The sequence below is a fragment of the Nostoc sp. NOS(2021) genome (assembly GCF_017115025.1).
Lineage (GTDB): Bacteria > Cyanobacteriota > Cyanobacteriia > Cyanobacteriales > Nostocaceae > Nostoc.
In genome coordinates, this window is the sequence record NZ_JABXKM010000074.1 from 1 (window position 1) to 18,886 (window position 18,886).

Annotated in this window: 14 protein-coding genes and 2 pseudogenes; 8 read left to right on the forward strand and 8 right to left on the reverse strand. The window is 41.6% G+C overall.

Going from position 1 to position 18,886, the window contains the following annotated elements:
• Nucleotides 1-114 precede the first annotated feature (114 nt).
• Nucleotides 115-1,455, forward strand: a complete 1,341-nt coding sequence (locus HWQ41_RS08960; protein WP_292761641.1) for a recombinase family protein — start codon at nucleotides 115-117, stop codon at nucleotides 1,453-1,455.
• 225 nt (nucleotides 1,456-1,680) lie between these two features.
• Here HWQ41_RS08960 and HWQ41_RS08965 read toward each other — a convergent pair whose 3' ends face one another.
• Nucleotides 1,681-2,862 carry a hypothetical protein gene (locus HWQ41_RS08965; protein WP_292761643.1) on the reverse strand — a complete coding sequence of 394 codons (1,182 nt, stop codon included), beginning with the start codon at nucleotides 2,860-2,862 and terminating at the stop codon, nucleotides 1,681-1,683.
• Between the two features lie 600 nt (nucleotides 2,863-3,462).
• Here HWQ41_RS08965 and HWQ41_RS08970 point away from each other — a divergent pair.
• Nucleotides 3,463-5,082 (forward strand): glycosyltransferase family 39 protein, encoded by a 1,620-nt coding sequence (locus HWQ41_RS08970; protein WP_292761645.1) that lies wholly within the window; start codon nucleotides 3,463-3,465, stop codon nucleotides 5,080-5,082.
• Between the two features lie 141 nt (nucleotides 5,083-5,223).
• Here HWQ41_RS08970 and mutS read toward each other — a convergent pair whose 3' ends face one another.
• The 4 genes from mutS to HWQ41_RS08990 form a co-directional block, all read right to left on the reverse strand.
• A complete protein-coding gene (gene mutS, locus HWQ41_RS08975; RefSeq protein WP_292761647.1) occupies nucleotides 5,224-7,857 on the reverse strand; it encodes a DNA mismatch repair protein MutS in 2,634 nt (877 codons plus the stop codon).
• 101 nt (nucleotides 7,858-7,958) lie between these two features.
• Nucleotides 7,959-8,690, reverse strand: coding sequence for a DUF4276 family protein (locus tag HWQ41_RS08980; protein WP_292761663.1), 732 nt, complete (start codon nucleotides 8,688-8,690; stop codon nucleotides 7,959-7,961).
• Nucleotides 8,690-9,862, reverse strand: coding sequence for an AAA family ATPase (locus tag HWQ41_RS08985; protein ID WP_292761666.1), 1,173 nt, complete (start codon nucleotides 9,860-9,862; stop codon nucleotides 8,690-8,692). The genes HWQ41_RS08980 and HWQ41_RS08985 overlap by 1 nt, the downstream gene beginning before the upstream one ends.
• Before the next feature lie 141 nt (nucleotides 9,863-10,003).
• Nucleotides 10,004-11,350, reverse strand: a complete 1,347-nt coding sequence (locus HWQ41_RS08990; protein WP_292761667.1) for a GTP-binding protein — start codon at nucleotides 11,348-11,350, stop codon at nucleotides 10,004-10,006.
• 1,105 nt (nucleotides 11,351-12,455) lie between these two features.
• On the opposite strand from HWQ41_RS08990, the gene HWQ41_RS08995 reads away from it, so the two are divergent.
• Together HWQ41_RS08995 and HWQ41_RS09000 are read left to right on the forward strand one after the other, a co-directional pair.
• Complete coding sequence (locus tag HWQ41_RS08995; protein WP_292761682.1) at nucleotides 12,456-12,830, forward strand: DUF1016 N-terminal domain-containing protein; 375 nt, start codon at nucleotides 12,456-12,458, stop codon at nucleotides 12,828-12,830.
• A complete protein-coding gene (locus HWQ41_RS09000) occupies nucleotides 12,811-13,065 on the forward strand; it encodes a PDDEXK nuclease domain-containing protein (RefSeq protein ID WP_292761669.1) in 255 nt (84 codons plus the stop codon). Before HWQ41_RS08995 ends, HWQ41_RS09000 begins: the two co-directional genes overlap by 20 nt.
• A gap of 309 nt (nucleotides 13,066-13,374) precedes the next feature.
• On the opposite strand, the gene HWQ41_RS09005 is transcribed toward HWQ41_RS09000, so the two are convergent.
• The 3 genes and pseudogenes from HWQ41_RS09005 to HWQ41_RS09015 all read right to left on the reverse strand — a co-directional run.
• Nucleotides 13,375-14,070 carry a prolyl oligopeptidase family serine peptidase gene (locus HWQ41_RS09005; protein ID WP_292761670.1) on the reverse strand — a complete coding sequence of 232 codons (696 nt, stop codon included), beginning with the start codon at nucleotides 14,068-14,070 and terminating at the stop codon, nucleotides 13,375-13,377.
• A gap of 488 nt (nucleotides 14,071-14,558) precedes the next feature.
• Nucleotides 14,559-14,891, reverse strand: a complete 333-nt coding sequence (locus HWQ41_RS09010) for a hypothetical protein (RefSeq protein ID WP_292761673.1) — start codon at nucleotides 14,889-14,891, stop codon at nucleotides 14,559-14,561.
• A 141-nt stretch (nucleotides 14,892-15,032) separates the two neighbouring features.
• Nucleotides 15,033-15,557: pseudogene (locus tag HWQ41_RS09015) on the reverse strand (zinc ABC transporter substrate-binding protein); the annotation flags it as partial.
• A 143-nt stretch (nucleotides 15,558-15,700) separates the two neighbouring features.
• Here HWQ41_RS09015 and HWQ41_RS09020 point away from each other — a divergent pair.
• From HWQ41_RS09020 to HWQ41_RS34270, 4 genes and pseudogenes are all read left to right on the forward strand, one after another.
• Nucleotides 15,701-16,270, forward strand: coding sequence for a Rieske 2Fe-2S domain-containing protein (locus tag HWQ41_RS09020; RefSeq protein ID WP_292761676.1), 570 nt, complete (start codon nucleotides 15,701-15,703; stop codon nucleotides 16,268-16,270).
• Nucleotides 16,271-16,408: 138 nt separating this feature from the next.
• A complete protein-coding gene (locus tag HWQ41_RS09025; protein WP_292761679.1) occupies nucleotides 16,409-17,194 on the forward strand; it encodes an HAD family hydrolase in 786 nt (261 codons plus the stop codon).
• A 116-nt stretch (nucleotides 17,195-17,310) separates the two neighbouring features.
• Nucleotides 17,311-18,489 carry a DNA double-strand break repair nuclease NurA gene (locus tag HWQ41_RS09030; RefSeq protein WP_292761681.1) on the forward strand — a complete coding sequence of 393 codons (1,179 nt, stop codon included), beginning with the start codon at nucleotides 17,311-17,313 and terminating at the stop codon, nucleotides 18,487-18,489.
• Nucleotides 18,490-18,551: 62 nt separating this feature from the next.
• Nucleotides 18,552-18,886 (forward strand): annotated as a pseudogene (locus HWQ41_RS34270) (hypothetical protein); the annotation flags it as partial.

Here is an 18,886-nt window from a genome sequence, read left to right on the forward strand (position 1 = left end):
GGGACAAGGGGGACAAGGGAGATAAGGGGGAATTATTGAAAAAGTCTCTACCTTGTTTTTTCCCAATGACCAATGACTAATGACTAATGACTAATGACTAATGACTAATGACTAATGAAAATCATTGCCTACTCTTACACCAATCCGCTATTAGAATCTTCTCCCGATCAAGCCGATTGGGGATGGGAGGTGGATCGGGTTTATGAAGATTTAGGTAAGCAAGAGTCTTCTGGACAGGCTACGCGAGAGTCCTTTGGACACGCTACGCGATCGCAATTACAACAATTATTTACCGATTGCCAAACTGAAAGGGCAGATTATCTGTTGATTCGTCGGTTGGAAGAATTAGGGGATACTGTAGAGGAAATTAGCGATCGCTTACATCAACTCGAAGCAATGGGAGTAGCGATAATTGCTACTGAACAGCCCTACACTTCCGAAAATTACCCTTTGGGCGCTGACTTGCTGAATTTGCTACACGCAATCCAACGTCAGCAACGTAGTCGTCGCATTCGTCAAGGACACGCCCGTAATCGTCTCGATGTTGCACCGCCACCCGGCAAAGTTCCCTACGGCTATCGCAGAGGTAAGGGAAAATATACTATAGACCGCAGTACTTCACCAGTAGTCAAAGATTTTTTTGAACACTTTTTACTCTATGGTTCCCTGCGGGGTTCAGTTCGTTACTTGGCGAAAAAATACAGCAAAAAAATCTCTGTCACCACAGGAAGACGCTGGCTAACTAATCCAGTTTATCGCGGTAATACAGCTTACCAAAATGGTGAAATTATCTCCAATACCCATATTCCGATAATTTCTAAAGAAGAAGCAGCCCAAGTTGACCGACTTTTACGCCGTAACAGCCGTTTACCATCTCGAACTGCTAGTGCTAGGCGTTCTTTAGCTGGGTTGGTTGTCTGTGCTGAGTGTCAGTCACACATGACAGTTACTCGTGTCACCCAACGCAATCAAGATAAAGAGTATCTTTATTTACGTTCTACTAGCTGTCCTCAACGCCCCAAGTGTAAGGCTATTTCCTACCAAGAGGTTTTAGAACATACAATTGAAACCGTTTGCCGTGACTTACCCTTAGCTGTAGCAGGGATGAATTTTCCTCAGTTGGATGCAATGAAGAATAGTTTAGGGCAAGCGATCGCACATCAGCAAGAAATACTTGCTCAGTTACCCGCATTAATTGAAACTGGAATTTTAGATGCCGAAACAGCAAAGTTAAGGGCTTACAAACTCCGCACAGAAATTTCTGCACTCGAAGCCAAGTTGGCGACACTTCCCCCAGTTAACTTGCGTTCTGTAGCTCAAGCTGTTTCCATACCACAATTTTGGTTAGATTTGTCAGAAACAGAGCGACGATTTTACTTTCGAGAATTCATCAGGCAAATTGAGATTATTCTTCAGAATAAAGAATTAAAACTCCAAGTTATTTTTATTTTTTAAGTAAATAGATCACACAGTTAAATCGGCGGTTAGAAACCGCATCTACACAAGCAAAACCCACTTCCGTGGGTTTCAAACACTCAATTTTTCCTTAGTCCGCGCAGGCGGACTTCTCTGCGAGACGCTGTTCGCGTTCGTTTGTGTAGCCGCGAATTCCATTCGCCCTGGCATTGCTGTACCCCTACAACAGATGTGATTCAAATAAATGAAAACTACTGTAAAACGCTATTTCTGAGACGGTTGATCCTTAGTATACGCAACAGGTTTTGGCCCGGCATTCCGCACATTGATAACTTTATTAAGGATATCAAACCAAAAAGGCGCACCCATAGCAATAGCTAAACCACTCACTATCCAACCGCAAATTAATTTAAAAACCTGCCAACTTTTAATTAATAAGACGTTTCGACTATTCGAGTCTTTAGTATCTAATAGCTCAAACTGTTGATTGATGTTTTGCCATCCAATGGGGATAGAAGCATTTTCTAATAGTTTCTCAATTTCCCTTCTGGCTTCTGGGTCTTTGATATAATCGCTTCCCTTAATTGCACTTTGAGTAATAGTAGAGCGGATAACCGAATCCTGTGAGAGTCTTTTAACGAGGTGAAATGTATCAGTATTGGTTAAGATGGCAATTGATATTCCAATTAAAATTGCAACTCCTTTGGCATTGCGCTTATAAACACCACTAGCTCGATCCATAGAGCGATCAAACCATGTTTCGACTTCATTTTTAAACTGATTCATTTCTTCTATGAGGTCGCCAATCTTTATCCGACTACGTTGAGCAATCACAGCAAGACTCTTGATTAAATTATCAGGTACATCATTAGGTAACTCTTTATTAACAAAATCTATAAATTTCTGGTCAATATCTCCATAAATTGTTTGAATTGTTTTGTAACTTTCACTATTTTGATCGTTAATGCCTGTCTTAAGTTCTTTGTAAAATCCTAATATCATGTGCAAATTAGTTTTAAATTCGTCACTAGGATGTTTCACATGATTAATTAATTGGGGAATTTTTAAGGTATCTAATAAAGTAATTGCAAATGTTTCAGAAGGAAGATAAGAAGGGCCGCTTTGTTTCTCTCCTAGTCCTTTTTTGTCAATGCTTTTAGCAATTTCCCGAAACTGCCTTTCTACTTGATCCTTAGCTTGTTGATTCAAGGTATTAATCAAAGGATCGTTATAAAGTTTCTGTACCAAGTTTTTTGCCTTAGTAATATCTGATTCTTCAGTTTCGCTACCACCTGCTAAAAGTAATTCAATTGAATTTTTTAAATGTTTAGCTCTCCATTGTAAACATGTGGCAATTAATTCTTGAATTTCAGAAGCTAGCACGCTGAAAATCAAGTAAATAAAAACCAATCCAATAGTAATATCCACAACTACAGGTAAATTCATTGATAAACTCCCATAATCTTATACATGTTCATTATTTTAAAAAGTGCTTTTAGAAAATTGTATAACATAGATATTTAAATTCAATAATCGCTTAATTAAATTTAAAATTATAATATTTGCTCCTGGAGATAATTTTATTCAATTATTTATGATTGAATTGCTTTTCTAGGTGCTAATTAATTATGCTTTCTTCTTAAAAGTACTATCCAAAAAGATTACAAATAATTCCTTTACGTGTTCAGCACGCCATTGAAACACTGTAGCAATTATTTCCTGTTTCCTGAATTTATTCAGATAAAAACTAAGTAGATAAAATTGAAACTAAGCGTGACATTAAAAATAAAATACAAGTTAATTTACGGACTAATCTGCAGGTAATAAATAATTTATTGCTTGTATTATTTTTATCATTTATTGGCTTAAATGTTCTTTAACTAACTAAGATAAATTTTTAAAAAAATAGCGCTAATTAGAGAAAGTTGAGTTAATCTTGGAAACTAGCAATTGTTAAGAATATACGTTGCTACTGGGTGGCAACATTGGAGATTCGCTCTGGTCTCTATGTAATCAAACCAGCAAGTAAAATGATTACCAGAGAATATGCAAGAAGGAAGCTTTATTTGGAGTCATCTAGAAAAACAGCATCGCACGGTTGGCAAATGGATTGATTGGGTATGGCTAATAGTGTTGCTGTTGGCAGCAGTGTTACTGTTTAGCATCAATCTAGGAGGATTGCCGCTGCGAGATTGGGATGAAGGTACTGTGGCACAGGTTGCTCGTGAAATTTGGCACGCACCAGCAGGTTCAATGCGTTGGCTTTACCCAACGCTAGGAGGCGAACCATACTATAACAAGCCGCCTTTGATGCATTTGCTAATTGCTTGGGCTTATTCTCTAGGAGGTGAAAATGAGTGGACAACCCGCCTACCTGGAGCAATTTTAACAGCGACATCTGTACCTTTACTGTATTGCATTGCTCGAGAGATATTTCGCCAGCGTTGGGCTGCTATTTATAGCGCCTTGATTTACCTAACAATGCTACCTGTGGTGCGTCATGGGCGGTTAGCAATGTTAGATGGGGCGATGGTAAGTTTTTTGATGGTGATGATGTTCTGCGTGTTGCGATCGCGCCGAGATTTACGTTATTGCCTTGGTGTTGGCGTTAGTTTTGGGTTGATTTGCCTAACTCAAGGACTGCTAGGTGTATTATTAGGTGCGATCGCGATCGCATTTCTGTTTTGGGATACGCCACGACTGCTCACCTGTTACTATTTGTGGATAGCAATCTTAATTGGCATTCTGCCTGTAGCTGGTTGGTATAGTGCCCAACTAATTCACTATGGTTACACTTTCGCTCAGATTGGGCTTGCAAACCCATCACTAGGCCGAATTGGCTCTGTTGTAGAGGGGAATTCGGAACCACCTTGGTACTATGTGATTGAACTTCTCAAATACACATGGCCGTGGTTATTGTTCTTACCGCAAACTGTCCGCTTAACCTGGGAAAATCGCAATCTTAGCTGGGCAAAACTAGTACTGGCATGGAGTGGTGTTTATCTGCTGGTAATTTCCTTCATGATTACCAAAGTTCCCTGGTATCTATTCCCAATTTACCCAAGTTTAGCCTTAGCTTTTGGTATCCAGTTATCAGATACGGAAAATTCGCCTTTACTCTCATCCTATCCCCGTGCTTGGGTGGCTGGTTTGGCGATACTTGCAGTAGTCGCTTCTGCTGGTAGCATGTATTTCAGTTGGGGCACAACACCGAAAACAGACTTACAACTGATTTTTGCAACAGTAGCTTTAACTATGACCTTAGCAGCTATTTTGGCAGAACGAGGCGACGGGCAATTTCTGAAAATTTTGTTTTGGGGAAGTTATATTTCGCTGTTGCTGTTAATGAAATCTAACTACTGGGTTTGGGAATTATCTGAAGCCTATCCAGTTAAACCTGTCGCCGCCATGATCGTGCGGGCAAATCCAGCGACGAGGAAGATTTACACATCTTTTCCCTACCATCGTCCCTCGTTGGATTTTTATAGCGATCGCACTATTATTCCCGCTTCTGTTGGTGAACTGCAATATTATTGGCACTACAACGGCCAACCCTACTTCCTGCTTCATACATCTGCTTTCAACAATCTCGAACTAGAGTCCATGAAGCTAGTTGACCAAGCTGAAGGCTGGAAGTTAGTTACAAAAGATACTAATCGATTGTAAATGTAATGTCGGGCGTGGGGCATTGGGCATTGGGCATTGGGCATTGCTTTCTCCCACTCCCTCATTTTCCTCATCTCCCTCTGCCTCCTCTGCCCTGACAAGTGTATGTTTTTTACATTGTTAAGGAAATGCGGTAAGATATCAATCCAAATTTTGCAACCCGATCGCAATCTTACTGTGTTTCTCAATTTGTCCCATAACTTGTTTTGCTCGTTGAATCACCACCGCAGGCAAACCCGCCAACCGTCCTGCTTCAATCCCATAAGACTTATCAGCACCTCCTGGTTGAACTTGATGCAAAAAGATAATTTGGTCGGGTAATTCTTTCACTGTCACCTGATAGTTAGCCACATTCGGCAAAATACTAGCCAGTTCATTTAACTCGTGATAATGCGTGGCAAAAATCGTGCGTGACCGAATATCCACTGCTATATATTCTGCCACCGCCCAAGCGATGGAAAGACCATCAAATGTCGCTGTCCCGCGGCCAATTTCATCTAACAGTACCAGCGACCTAGATGTGGCATGGTTGAGAATATTCGCCGTTTCATTCATCTCCACCATGAACGTAGATTGACCAGTTGCAAGATCATCTACTGCACCTACACGAGTGAAAATGCGATCGCATATTCCCAATCTGGCAAACCTAGCTGGTACAAAACTACCAATCTGCGCCATTAACTGAATCAATCCCACCTGACGCAAATAACAACTTTTGCCACTAGCATTTGGCCCGGTGAGAATGATCAAATCGGGACTGTCATTTGTCCTTTGTCCTTGGTCATTTGTTATTTGTTCTTGGTCATCTGCTAATGACAAATGACTAATGACAAATGACTCTTGACCCAATTGAGTCGAATTCGGCACAAAGAAACCCGCAGGTAAAGATTGTTCCACCACCGGATGACGCCCATCAACAATGTTTATCTCCCTTCCTGACAACATTTCGGGACGACAGTAACCTTGATGCACCGCCAACTCAGCTAAACCACACAACACATCCGCCGCCGCTACTGCACGAGACAGATTGCGAATTACTTCCGCCTCTTGTCCTACCTCTTCCCGCAACGCCGTAAAAATCTCATATTCTAACTGATTTAAATCATCCCGCGCCGTGAGAATCCGCGCTTCTCGTTCCTTCAAATCTGGGGTGATGTAACGTTCCTCATTCGTCAGGGTTTGCTTGCGGATATAATTAGCGGGTACTTGATCAGATTTGGTGCGGGAAATACTGATATAATAACCAAAAGTTTTGTTAAATCCTACCTTCAGTGTCGAAATTCCTGTCTTGGCTCTCTCATCAACTTCCAAGTTGGCAATCCATTGCTGGTCTGCTTCTACAGTCGCCTTTCTCTCATCCAACAGGGAATTCACGCTAGGGCGAATCAATCCGCCTTCCTTGATTTGGATAGGTGGTGATTCTACAAGATGCGCGTGTAACTTTTGTGCTAATTCTTCCAACACACTTGGGACTTTCTGCAAAGCTTTGAGGAATGGAGAACGCGTCTCGGCTACTAAGTTAGATAATTCTGGTAAGCGTGAGAGTGAATCTGCCAAAGCTACTAAATCTCTAGCATTAGCTGTACCAGAACCCGCCCTTCCTGTCAAGCGTTCTAGGTCATAAATTTGCCGTAACAACTGCCGCAAATCTTGACGCAGGGGCGTATTTTCCATCAATTCTTGGATGGTATCTTGCCGCGCCCGAATGCCTTTAATATCGAGTAGTGGTTGCAATAACCACCGTCGCAGAGCACGCCCACCCATCGCTGTACTCGTTTTATCTAACGCCCAGAGTAGGGAACCGTGAAAAGTGCCATCCCGGACGGTTTGAGTAATTTCCAGGTTACGGCGGGTTTGATTGTCAACAATTAGGTAGTCGGTGACAGTGTAGCTGCGGAGTCTTTGAAGGGTGACAGGGTTTTCTTTTTGAGTATCTTCCAAGTATTCCAGAAGACCGCCAGCCGCACGGACGGCGAGGGGAAGATGATCGCAACCGAGTCCTTCGAGCGATCGCACCTTAAATTTCTGCAATAATCTTGGTCTAGCTTCAGCTTGGGAAAAAGGTACTTGCGATCGCAAACTATAACAAAATGATGGTGGCAAACACTGGGGAAGATGTGGCGAAGTTTCTCCCGGACGCAGCAAACTACCTAAATCGGGCGCATTTGTCGGAACTAACACCTCTGAAGGTTGCAAGCGCATTAATTCTTGTGTCAAATGTTCTAAATCACTACCTTGAGTAGTGAGAAATTCCCCTGTGGAGATGTCTGCAAAAGCTAAACCCCAATGATTTGCGGCAATTACTACTGCTGCTAAGTAATTATTGCGACTTGATTTCAGCATTCCTTCTTCCAGCAAAGTACCGGGGGTCAGGATGCGCGTTACTTCCCGCCGCACCAATCTACCAGCAGCTTCCGAAGCATCTTCCACTTGGTCGCAAATTACCACTGCATAGCCTTTTTCTACCAGCAGCGTCGCGTAGCGTTCCCATGCGTGGTGCGGAACACCAGACATCGCCACCCGTCCCTGTTCTCCAGCTTGTTTACTAGTGAGAACTAATTCCAATTCTTGCGCTAGTTTTACAGCATCTTGGAAATAGCATTCAAAGAAATCTCCTACCCGATATAGCAATACAGCGTGAGGATATTTATCCTTGGTCTCGACATAGTGCAGGTACATTTGACTTAGCTTGGTGCGGTCTACCTGTCGATGGTCGGAAATAAAAGTACTCGCGTCGGGTTTGGTAGATGGAGTTTCAGAGTGAGAAGCGGTCATAGATGCTATTGAGTTACGCACGGAAATTCCCCAATATCCGATGATAGCTTGATGTTAAAGATGAATGGCGATCGCTCAAGAATTTTTTACCCTTCGTTATATTAGCTTGCTGATGTCGCCATTGTTGCTGTTAAAGTGATAAACAGGCGATGGCTTCGCCAACACCTTCGGTGAACGCAGTATGGCGAAGCTTGGCGAACCTTAGCTACATCAAGCAATTCCAAGAGCTTTGGAGCATGGTTTGTTTTATGATATTTTCTCTTATCGGTACGGCGAGTAGCTGCCTCAAGCCATACTTTCAGAGTAGCTTTAGAAACTTCTTCCAGGCTATTATACCGTGCCATTCCCTGAAGGATTCCATCTTCCCTGAATCCCTCCCCATAAAACTCTTTTAAAGCATCAATATCAGCAATAAACCATGCTTCCATCGTTTGTACCATTAGGTGGCACTGATTATCTTCAAAATTAACTGCATCTAAAATCCAAGGATGATCATCTGTTCTATTTCTCAGATGTTCCCAAGGTGTAACAGTGCAATCAACTGGAGATTCAGCATCAATTAATAACACATTGAAAGCTTCTGGCTGAGATTCTAAAGCTGTTTTAAAATCTTCATAAGCATCACGCCTTGAGCCACACATAACAATAAATATATTAATATTTTCGCCAGCAATATCATATAATTCTTGAAAAAATTTTATAAAACCTGGGCGTAGTCCAGTAGTGGTTTCTTTTCCACTCCTGATCCCACTACGAAAACCTGGGCGTGGTCTGAGTAGCAGTTCAGTATCATCTTCATCTCCTGCACCCTCAATGTAAATATAAATCTTCATTACCAACGATTTCCACCAATCTGCCCCATCCGCCAGAGATCACCAAGCGTATACTTTTCTAACCATTTCTTCAATCTCTCAGGTTCCTGACGATGGAGGTGGCTACCTTTTTTATCTCGTTCACAAACTATGACTGATTCGGGATATTCACTCAAAGCCGAAACTAAAGCATCAGAATGAGTTGTCACTATTAATTGTGTTCTCTGAGACGCTTGAATGAGCATTTCTGCAATAGTCGGTAAAATATCTGGATGTAAACCAATCTCTGGTTCTTCAATACAAATAAGTGGCGGTGGAGTTGGATCAAGCAGTAAAGCCATTAAAAATAAATAACGAAGTGTACCATCAGATAACCGATTTGCAGGAATTGGTTCAATAAAACCCTCTTCACGAATAATTATCTGTACTGTACCGCCAGATATTATTACACCCTGTTCTTCGGCTGGCTCATAAAATTTTTTCAGTTTCTCAATAATTTTTCTATGACCTATTTTATTTTTTAAGTTGTTTAAAAATAGACCCAAATTACTACCATCTTCTAGTAGAGGATGTTCAGGTAAGTCAGGCTTTTGAGCATTTCTTGGTACTGAATATCGCCCGATCTGCCAGTCACGATATAAAGCTATATTAGAAAATGTAGTGCTGAGATAAGAAAGTTCTGGATACAAATCTGGATCTGTTCGCTGAGATAAAATAGATTGATATGGTTTCACATTGATTGGATTTACATATAATTCTCCCCGACGCAAATCTGGATATCCACTGTTATAGCGATAGTAAGAAATGGGAATATTTTCAACAGAAATTGGAGATTTATTTTCTATTACTTCGTCTATCAAATCTAGTCTTTGTCTAGTAGCTGTAAACTTAAACTCATAGCGTAAAGGCTGGGGTCTTTGAGGATAATTTAAAGTAGCTTCAATTGTCGCTACTGGATTTTCCTGTCCACCCTTCCACAGAAACTCGCTAACTCCTCCCCCTTGCCGAAATGGGGCGGGTAAGTCTGTGGGTGTCGCCCGTAAAATCCCAATTGCTTCAATTAAATTCGATTTACCCGAAGTGTTAGCCCCAATTAAGACATTGAGTGGTTGCAGTTCAATTTCTTCACCTTCATTTCCATAAGAAAGGAAGTTTTCTAATCGCAGAGTGCGGATAAATCTTTTACCTTCCATTCAATTTTCCTATTTAGTTAATCATCGATATTTTATTAATGTCATATGCTCAAGGATATTTTACCTTTTTGGTGCGATCGCATCGCCGTATAGAAGGCAGGAAGTATTAATAGAAACTTTTCGGAATACAACTCAAAAATCTTATAACTTTAATCCTAATTCCTGTCGCAGACGATACAGAATTGTGTTCTGATCAACTTGAGAAAGAATTTCTTGAATGACGCTGCTAGCGCCCAACTGTCCCCAAGTGCAGCCTTTTTCGAGATACACTTGAGCAGCTTTGCCAACAGAGTATGCTCCATAACCGGCGATCCCAGCTTGAGCGATCGCACTGCCAGCAAAGGCAGTAATATTGCTGGGATTGTCACCACTGGTTATTGCAGCCGTACTCTTACCTAAACCCAAAAGAAAACTACTGCCTAATTCTCCCAGCAGCAAGCCACCAGAACTAAATAAAATCGTTTTTAAAATTTTCCCGGCTTCATAGCTAGTCATCGGCAAACCATACAATCTAGCTAGAGCGCGAATTAAAGCCAAATCGGCAACAGTTCCGCCAAGGATATCTAAAAAAGCAATGGGATTGAGCATTACTGCCAAAGCTTTGTATTTGGTAAATTGCCAAATGATATTTTCGGCTTCTTGTTCGCGTAAGTCGATGGTTTTTTGAGCGATCGCGGCTTCTGCATCCCGTGCTTGGATCAGTGCATTTAAAGCCAGAAGCGATCGCCCTTCTCGATTCAGAATATTCAGAATTGTCTCTTTGAGTTCATCTATTTGCGGTGCTGGTGTCTCCCATTCATAACTTACACGACCATCAGGCCACTCAACCCGTACTTCCATTGGGGCTGGTTCCGCCGCTACCATCACAATTTCATCAGGTAGTAGAGGCTTCGCTTGAGGATTCCCTGCACCCAGTTGTTGTAAATTTTGGTAAATCGCTCCCTGGTCTGTATCTGGATATAAATCTATCTTGTTAAACACCAAAATCAGGGGTTTTTGTGCTTGTCGCAATTCCAGCAGTGCTTGATACTCGGTGCGCGTGATATCACCAGACACGACAAACAAAATTAAATCCGCCTGATGTACCACTTCTCGTGCCATGTCCGCCCGTGACTCACCCTCAATTTCATCTAATCCGGGGGTATCAATTAACTCTACTAGCACCTTACCACCGGGCTGCCAACGGACGGAACGGGGCCATTGAGTGACACCGTTCAGAGGCCCAGTTTGCAGAATCTTCTCTCCCAGCAAGGCATTTAAAACTGCTGACTTTCCCCGACTCACCAAACCAAAGGCGGCAATTCTAATGATGTTAGAGTCCAGCTTGTTGAGTGTGGAATTTAAAGCTTCCAATTCCGGTTTCATCAAACCTGCCAATTCTGGGTTAGATGAAAGCTGCCCTGACTTGCGAAGATATCCATACCAAGACAGCGCTTGTCTGAGACTGGCGCGGGCACGATTTAAGTGAGTTTCTTGTAGATTACGCACAAAGTTAGGTTGATTCAAGGTTGGACAAACAACAGGCTACATATCCATTTTGATCTAATTCCCAGGCTATTAACCTGTTTTGTCAAATTAGGCAATTGTTCTGATTGTTTGCATACCCTCTTTGTGCGATATCCATTCAGAACATGGGATTGTGTTCATTATCCCAACACTTGCGATCGCGCCAGCTTCTCCCAGTATGTTCACATTCTGATGCATCATCTATCCAAGGAATCGATGTAGAGTGGTACGAGGTTCCAATGGAAGCGAATAAGCCTGCAGTGAATAAGGGCAATAATAACGATAAAGTTATCAATGTACAAATCGGTAGAGTGATTAAATATGCAGTCAGCAGCACAATATTAGTATGAGTCCAAAAAACTGTGCCTATTTTGTTATTTTTTTGGCGAGTTTTTAAGCTGGATGTTGAATTCGAGAAAAGCATAATGCAACCCTATTAATGCCAGTTTATATAGCAATCCCATTTGATTTGTCAAAGCCAAGCTGACTGAGAGCTAGCCGGATCAGCTTTTGACTCTCAGTATATTCAGCAAAAATCAAATAGGAGTCCTATACGAGTACGGATTTTTACGTAAGAACATTATTGAAGCTATATACTCTAATGTCAAATGTGCAAGTGACGACTTCTTAGAAGTTTTAATCTTTGGGCGCAAAAAAATGTTTTTAATGAAAATATGTTGAAGTTTTAGCGTAGGCGTAGCCCGTCGTAGACATCGCACTTGCGTAAATCCTGGCAAATTTAACTCACAGCCTTCCGCCGCCGATGTTGAATTGTATATTGCGATCGCTTCTGGATAAACTGGAAATTTTCCTTCCTGTCGTAGCCTTTCAGCACGGAAGGAAACCATTATTTCAGACTCGCTGCTGAGTGTATCCCTAATTTGGTTAGCAAAATTTTGCCTGATGCTGACAGTATAGAAGTAGCGTTAATTCTTTTTTATGCCTAGAGACGATAAATCCGAAGCTTCACAAACCGGCGCATCTGCGATCGTTGGTTATGAAGATTTTTTAACTGAATTAAAAAGCCGAATTTCTAGCGCTCAATAAAGAATTAGTATTACTCTACTGGCAAATTGGGCGAGATATTCTGAATCGCCAACAGCAGCAGGGTTGGGGAGCAAAAGTTATCAATCGTCTGGCGGCTGATTTGCAGAAAGCTTTTCCTGAGATGAAGGGCTTTTCGCTTCGCAACCTTAAGTATATGCGGGCATTTGCCCAAGCTTATCCAGATGAGGAATTAGTGCAACAGGTTGTTGCACTAATTCCTTGGGGTCATAATGTCCGTATATTGGATACCATTAAAGACCAAACAGAACGCTTGTGGTACTTACAGCAGACTATCCAGTATGGCTGGAGTCGAAATGTTTTAGTTCACCAAATTGAAAGTAAGTTGTATCACCGTCAGGGTAAAGCAACCACCAACTTTAACCGTTGGGATGATTTTGTGCAAAAGCAAAAATAAGGTAATTGCCGAATACTCTCTGCGGGATATGCATAAGCCGATTAGTGTTTCGGCGTATCAGCTAAAAGATACTTTACCGGAACCATTGCAAGGAAATTTACCAACGATTGAGCAGTTAGAAGCTGAGTTTGAAACAATTTATAAAATTGAATTAGGACTCGGTTTAGGTGGAAAATTTGAGGGGAAAATAATTCATCCGCTTGGAGAAACAGTAGATGAGCAAAACGAAATGTAGCAAGTTATCAATACTAAATTAGACAAAATATGTTCAATAGTTTTAAGAGGATGTTTTAAAAGTATTGGGCGACTTCTAGTCGCTACTACACAATCAAAGTCCACCTCCGTGGACTAACGAAAAAGTAACACTTTTAACCCGCGCAGGCGGGTTTTGTCTGTGTAGCCGCGACTTCTAGTCGCCAGGACTAGTAATAAATTAGACTTTACAAACGTGCTCTAATTAAATTGAGGTTATACACATAATTTAAATTGATTATAAATGCCAGTTTAATTTCTCTGCAATCACCTTTGTATGATTCCTGGTGCTTTAACCCGCAATTGGCTGTCGCCGATGCTGCAAAAACCACTTATAAAGTTCTGGATTATTGTATGTCTGCGTCCACGAGTCGTGAGCGGCTTCTGGGTAAACTGTAAATTTTACATTCCCATCGCGGGCTTTGAGTGCAAAAACCATGATTTCGGACGCACTTAAGGGAACTACATTATCTTTGGCTCCGTGAAATGCCCACACGGGAAGATTTTTCAACTTACGTGCTGCTTGTGGATTACCACCGCCACAGATAGGCGCGATCGCAGCAAATCTTTGGGGCTGTGCTGCTGCTAAATGCCATGTTCCGTAACCACCCATACTTAAGCCGGTCAGGTAAACCCGATCTGGATCAACATAGGGTGCGTAGCCGCTTTCAGGTGAGTCAAGAGACATCGCCTCATCCAGAAGGGCGCTCAATCGTTCTACATTCCAATATTCACCGTGCGGACATTGCGGAGAAATCACAATGAAGGGAAAGTCTGGCTGTTGTTCAACAATTTTGGCAACACCCTGCTTTTTCACGTCGTCTAAGTTAGAACCTCTTTCACCCGCACCATGTAAAAACAGGATTGTTGGGAAAAGTGGCTGTTGTATTTCATTGCGATCGCCTCTGTCGGGGCGTAGCCCATCGGGCAAGAATAGCAGGTAGTTGTAGCTGTCGGTAGAAGTAACTTGTTGTTGTAGTGGCAGCATAGCATTAGAAAACTTTGTTAGTTCAACGTCTCCCAACAGCTATTGTATAACTTAGTCGCTGTATTGTTTCTCGTTTGACTTTTAACTAACCGAAAGTCATTAAGTAGCTGGGCGAAATTAAATATAAAATGTCATTGCAAGCGCAACGCAGTGGAGTGAAGCAATCGCAAAGACTGAGATTGCTTCACGACCTTCGCAATGACAAACTATCTTATATTTATTTAGAACCATCTACTTATCTATATATTTTAGCTTTTAACGGCTCTACATTGCGACCTTTAACAAGTTCTAAAATTTTATTTTGAATTTCTGGTGTACTCCAATATATCAATTCTTTGGTACTTGTGACATTTGTCATTACTGTTCATCCTGGGAGAATTTCCAGATTTTGATTGCGTCATTAATAGACCAACTTGACCAAAGAAGACAGATACGGGGACGCAAAGAAAGAACTCCCTGTGTCCCCGTGTCTCTTCAATGAAAGACTACTACCAAATTCGATTTCCATTTTCGTCAACTCGTGCTTGCCGAATTACGTCGGAAATCTCTTCAGCATCTTTAACGTGGTGGAGTGCCTTCTTTTCGCCGTTGGGTTCATCCACAACGAAATAAGTCGGCACTGTGATTCTGTCGCCTGTAATGTCTGGTACATCATCAACAGCTAGCTGTTGACCCTTCTCTTCAACTGATTGAGACTCATCAGCAATTCTATCTCCCGGATTCGCTGTTAAGTTTCTTTCTTTGACGTTTGGTTCTTCGCCTAAATGTGTATCTTCGCTCACTGGTTGATTAATTTGATTTTCTTGATTATTCTCAGTCATGGTTTTTTCAGGTATTAAACAATCTAACTTTACCACTAACACTGTAGAAAATCGGAGATACAAAGAGTTCTTTCTCTGGAGAGACTTTGAGAATATATTTGAGCGAAACACCTCTTAGGTTAGATATTTGCTCGGATGAATTTACTTCTTTAGTTGAAATGGAGTATATTTTCCCCTCAATGCTTCTACAATGCTGCGGGTATTTGCTTCCATGATTTTGATGTAGGAATCCCCATCACTTCCCTTTGCACGAATTGAATCAGAGTAAAGTTGATTTGGTGCTAATTTCACCTCTGCTTATTGAGGAACAGTTTTAATTAAAGCTGGGTGAATTGTAGTTTGGTAAAAAATTGCGAGAACGCGGATCTTTTTAATTGACTCAACCAATCTCTGGATTGTTTGAGCGCTCGGTTGTTCTTCGGTACTAATGCCAATTAAAGTACCTGCGATCGCGCAATCCCAATAAGCACATCGATAATATTGGAATGCATCATACGTTGTCACCAGTTGGCGCTGATCTGCGGGGATAGTTTGAATCTGTTGATTAATCCAGCTATGCAACTGTTTTAATTCTTTATTTAGTTGCGATGCCTTTTGAGTAAATTTTTCTCTATCTTCTGGTGATCACTCAATCAAAGCATCCCGAATCGCATTCGTCATGGCGATCGTCTAGATTAGAGTGCGATCGCCAATCAAAGAAGATGCGGTAATGAGCATAGTTTTTTCGGTGTTCTTTCTTAAAACCAAAGCATAATCCTAATGCGATCGTGCCGTAGTATAGTAGTAGACTTTTATTGGTAAATCAAGTTATGAAAGAACATTCTTCTACTAATGACAAAATTCCAGCGAGGATAAAAACGCGCCGAGGTTTCTTAACCTATATGCTAGGTAGTACACTTGCATCAGTAGCTATTGGATATCTATTTCCCAAAGTCAGTCAAAGTCGTGAAATAGACCTAGAAACCCTTTGCTCGCTGTATCCAAAGAATTCGCGCTGTCAAAATTATCTTCCAGGATCTGTGGCACTGGCTAAAGACGACAAGGAAATTGAGGCTAATGCACTATTGGCAACTGCAAAGCCCGGAATTCCGATTTTTGTAAAAGGCTTGCCAGATCATAGCGTTGATTATCTGATCATTCAAGACGGGCCAAAGATTGCTGAGTACGCTATCAATCCAATTTGCACTCATTTAGGATGTACAGTTGAGTGGGATCTTGAGAAGAATCACTTTATTTGTCCTTGTCATGGGTCTCAATACGATTCTCAGGGTCGAGTCGTTCATGGCCCAGCTAAACGTTCTCTGCCACTAATCACTGTAGTAGTCAAGCAAAACCAAATTCGTTTAGTTGATCGCAAACCTGCTGTAGATCCTCGTTAACCTACCAGTACCAAATCAGATTGGACAATGCCACCATACTTTTTGAGCGAGTTATAAATTATAAAAGACTAATAAAAATTACTGCATGATTGGAATTTGTCGGGTAAGCTGACAACAGCAGTTTTAATCCTCAAAACAATGACCGCAAGTAGTCCCACGATTTTAGCCTTGGACTTTGATGGAGTGATTTGCGACGGACTAATTGAATATTTTGAGGTAGCATGGCGCACCTATTGTGAAATTTGGTCGCCTGCTAACGACACACCACCAGATGATTTAGCTTTGAGATTCTATCGCCTGCGACCTGTAATTGAAACGGGTTGGGAAATGCCCCTTTTAATCAAAGCGTTGGTAGATGGAATTCCTGATGAGAAAATTCTTCATGAATGGCCAAGCATCGCCCCGAAAGTTTTGTTAAATGACAAGCTACAAGCAAGAGAAATTAGTGCGAAACTAGATAACCAACGGGATGAATGGATTACCACCGATTTAGACGGTTGGCTAAGTCTGCATAGATTTTATCCGGGTGTAGTAGAAAAAATAAAATTAACTGTTGACAGTGGAGTTAAGCTATACATTGTGACAACTAAAGAAGGGCGTTTTGTACAGCAGTTGTTGCAACAAGAAGGAGTGAATTTACCAGCAGCAGCGATTTTTGGGAAAGAAATCAAGCGTCCCAAATTTGAAATTCTGCGAGAATTAATTCAAGCAGCAGATAAAAAGCCAGTTAGTCTCTGGTTTGTAGAAGATAGACTCAAGACATTGCAGTTAGTTCAACAGCAAACAGACCTTGAAGATGTGAAACTCTTTCTTGCAGACTGGGGCTATAATATCCAAGCAGAACGGGAATCTGCCCAAAATGATCGGCGGATTCAGTTGTTATCACTGTCTCAATTTGCCAAAGATTTCTCAAGTTGGTATTGAAAAATGAGGATAATCTCACGCACACACACAGAGAAGCAGAGGTTTACTTCGTGTCTTTGTGTGAGATTTAAACACTGAAATTTGCCATTTTGGCTTAATATAAAGTATAAAATCCTATGCTTGACCTGACAAAACTGGCGCGACAAATGCAGGGTTTAAGTCAGCATCTTACTTTAGAAGCTGCTGCCAGTCGCCAGCGTTTAGAATTGGCGCAACAACATCTCAAAAATGCTTACGAGTGTCAACAAGATTTAATCGATCGCCAGGAAAAATGGCGCGATCGCATTCTATTTGCTAATGCTACCCCAATTGAGCCACTAGAAACCTGCATCGATATCCCAGTTCCCCCAAAAATTCATACTGTCATCGCTACCGATGGTTCACAAATTGCCCCCAACCATCACGAAATTGCTTACTGTTATCTCCTGAATATTGGCAGAGTCGTCTTACACTACGGACAAAATCGCCATCCGCTACTTGATAGTTTGCCAGAGGTCTTTTACCGCCCAGAAGATTTATATATGTCTCGGCAGTGGGGAATTAGAACCGAGGAATGGATGAGTTTTCGCCGCACTGCTTCAGAAACAACAGTGTTGGCAGAACTTGCGTGTGGTGCAGCGCAAGCCAAAACGCCAGCGCTAGCGATGGTAGATGGTTCGTTAATTTACTGGTTTTTAGAACAATTGCCGATGGATGCACGCGATCGCATTTTACCCCCCATCCTCGAAGCTTGGCAGCAGATGCGTGATGCTCAAATTCCGTTAATGGGCTATCTCAGCGCCTCTCGCAGCATCGAAACAATGAACTTTTTACGGTTATTGGCTTGTCCCCATCCAGTGCCAGACTGTAAAAGTCATTGCCCAAATCAGCTAGAAAAAGTACCTTGTAAAATTTTTGAACAGTTGCGAGATACTTCTGTTTGGGCAACTCGACTCAAACCAGGACAACGCAGTACCTTGTGGCGCAGTAATTCCCCCATTCTCGAACTCTACGGAGATCAAACCATTTACTTTTGCTACGTCCACGTTGGGACCGAAATCGCCCGGATCGAAGTTCCGGCATGGGTAGCGGATAATGCAACCATGTTAGATCAAGCATTGGGACTAATGCTAGCACAAGTGCAAAAAGGATATGGCTACCCTGTAGCGATCGCCGAAGCGCATAATCAAGCAGTGGTAAAAGGTGGCGATAGAGCGCGTTTCTTTGCCCTTCTCGAACAACAAATGATTAAAGCTGGTTTGAAAAATGTGGGAACTTCCTACAAAGAAGCCAGAAAGCGGGGCAGTATTGCTTAAATCAGGGAATAATCAAGATTGCTCTCTTCAATTTTGAATTTTGAATTGTTAAAGAGGTTTTTATGCAAACACAGACAGGAAAACGCTACTACACCCGTGAAGAATATTTAGCACTAGAAGAAGCAGCCGAATCCAAAAGCGAATACCGCAACGAGCAATTCGAGAATATTGAAAGTCTCAAGCAGGAGTATTTTTCTAAAGGGAACCCAGTTATTAGTATGGATAGTAAAAAAAAGAGTTAATCGGCAATTTATACCGAAAAGTAGGTATTTATACTACTAGTCCAATAGAGGTGTTAGACCACGATTTCCCTTCACTTGCAACAGGAGTAGCAATTGGGCATGGCTTGTATGATTTGAATGATAATATCGGTTTCATATCATGTCCGCTTGATTAC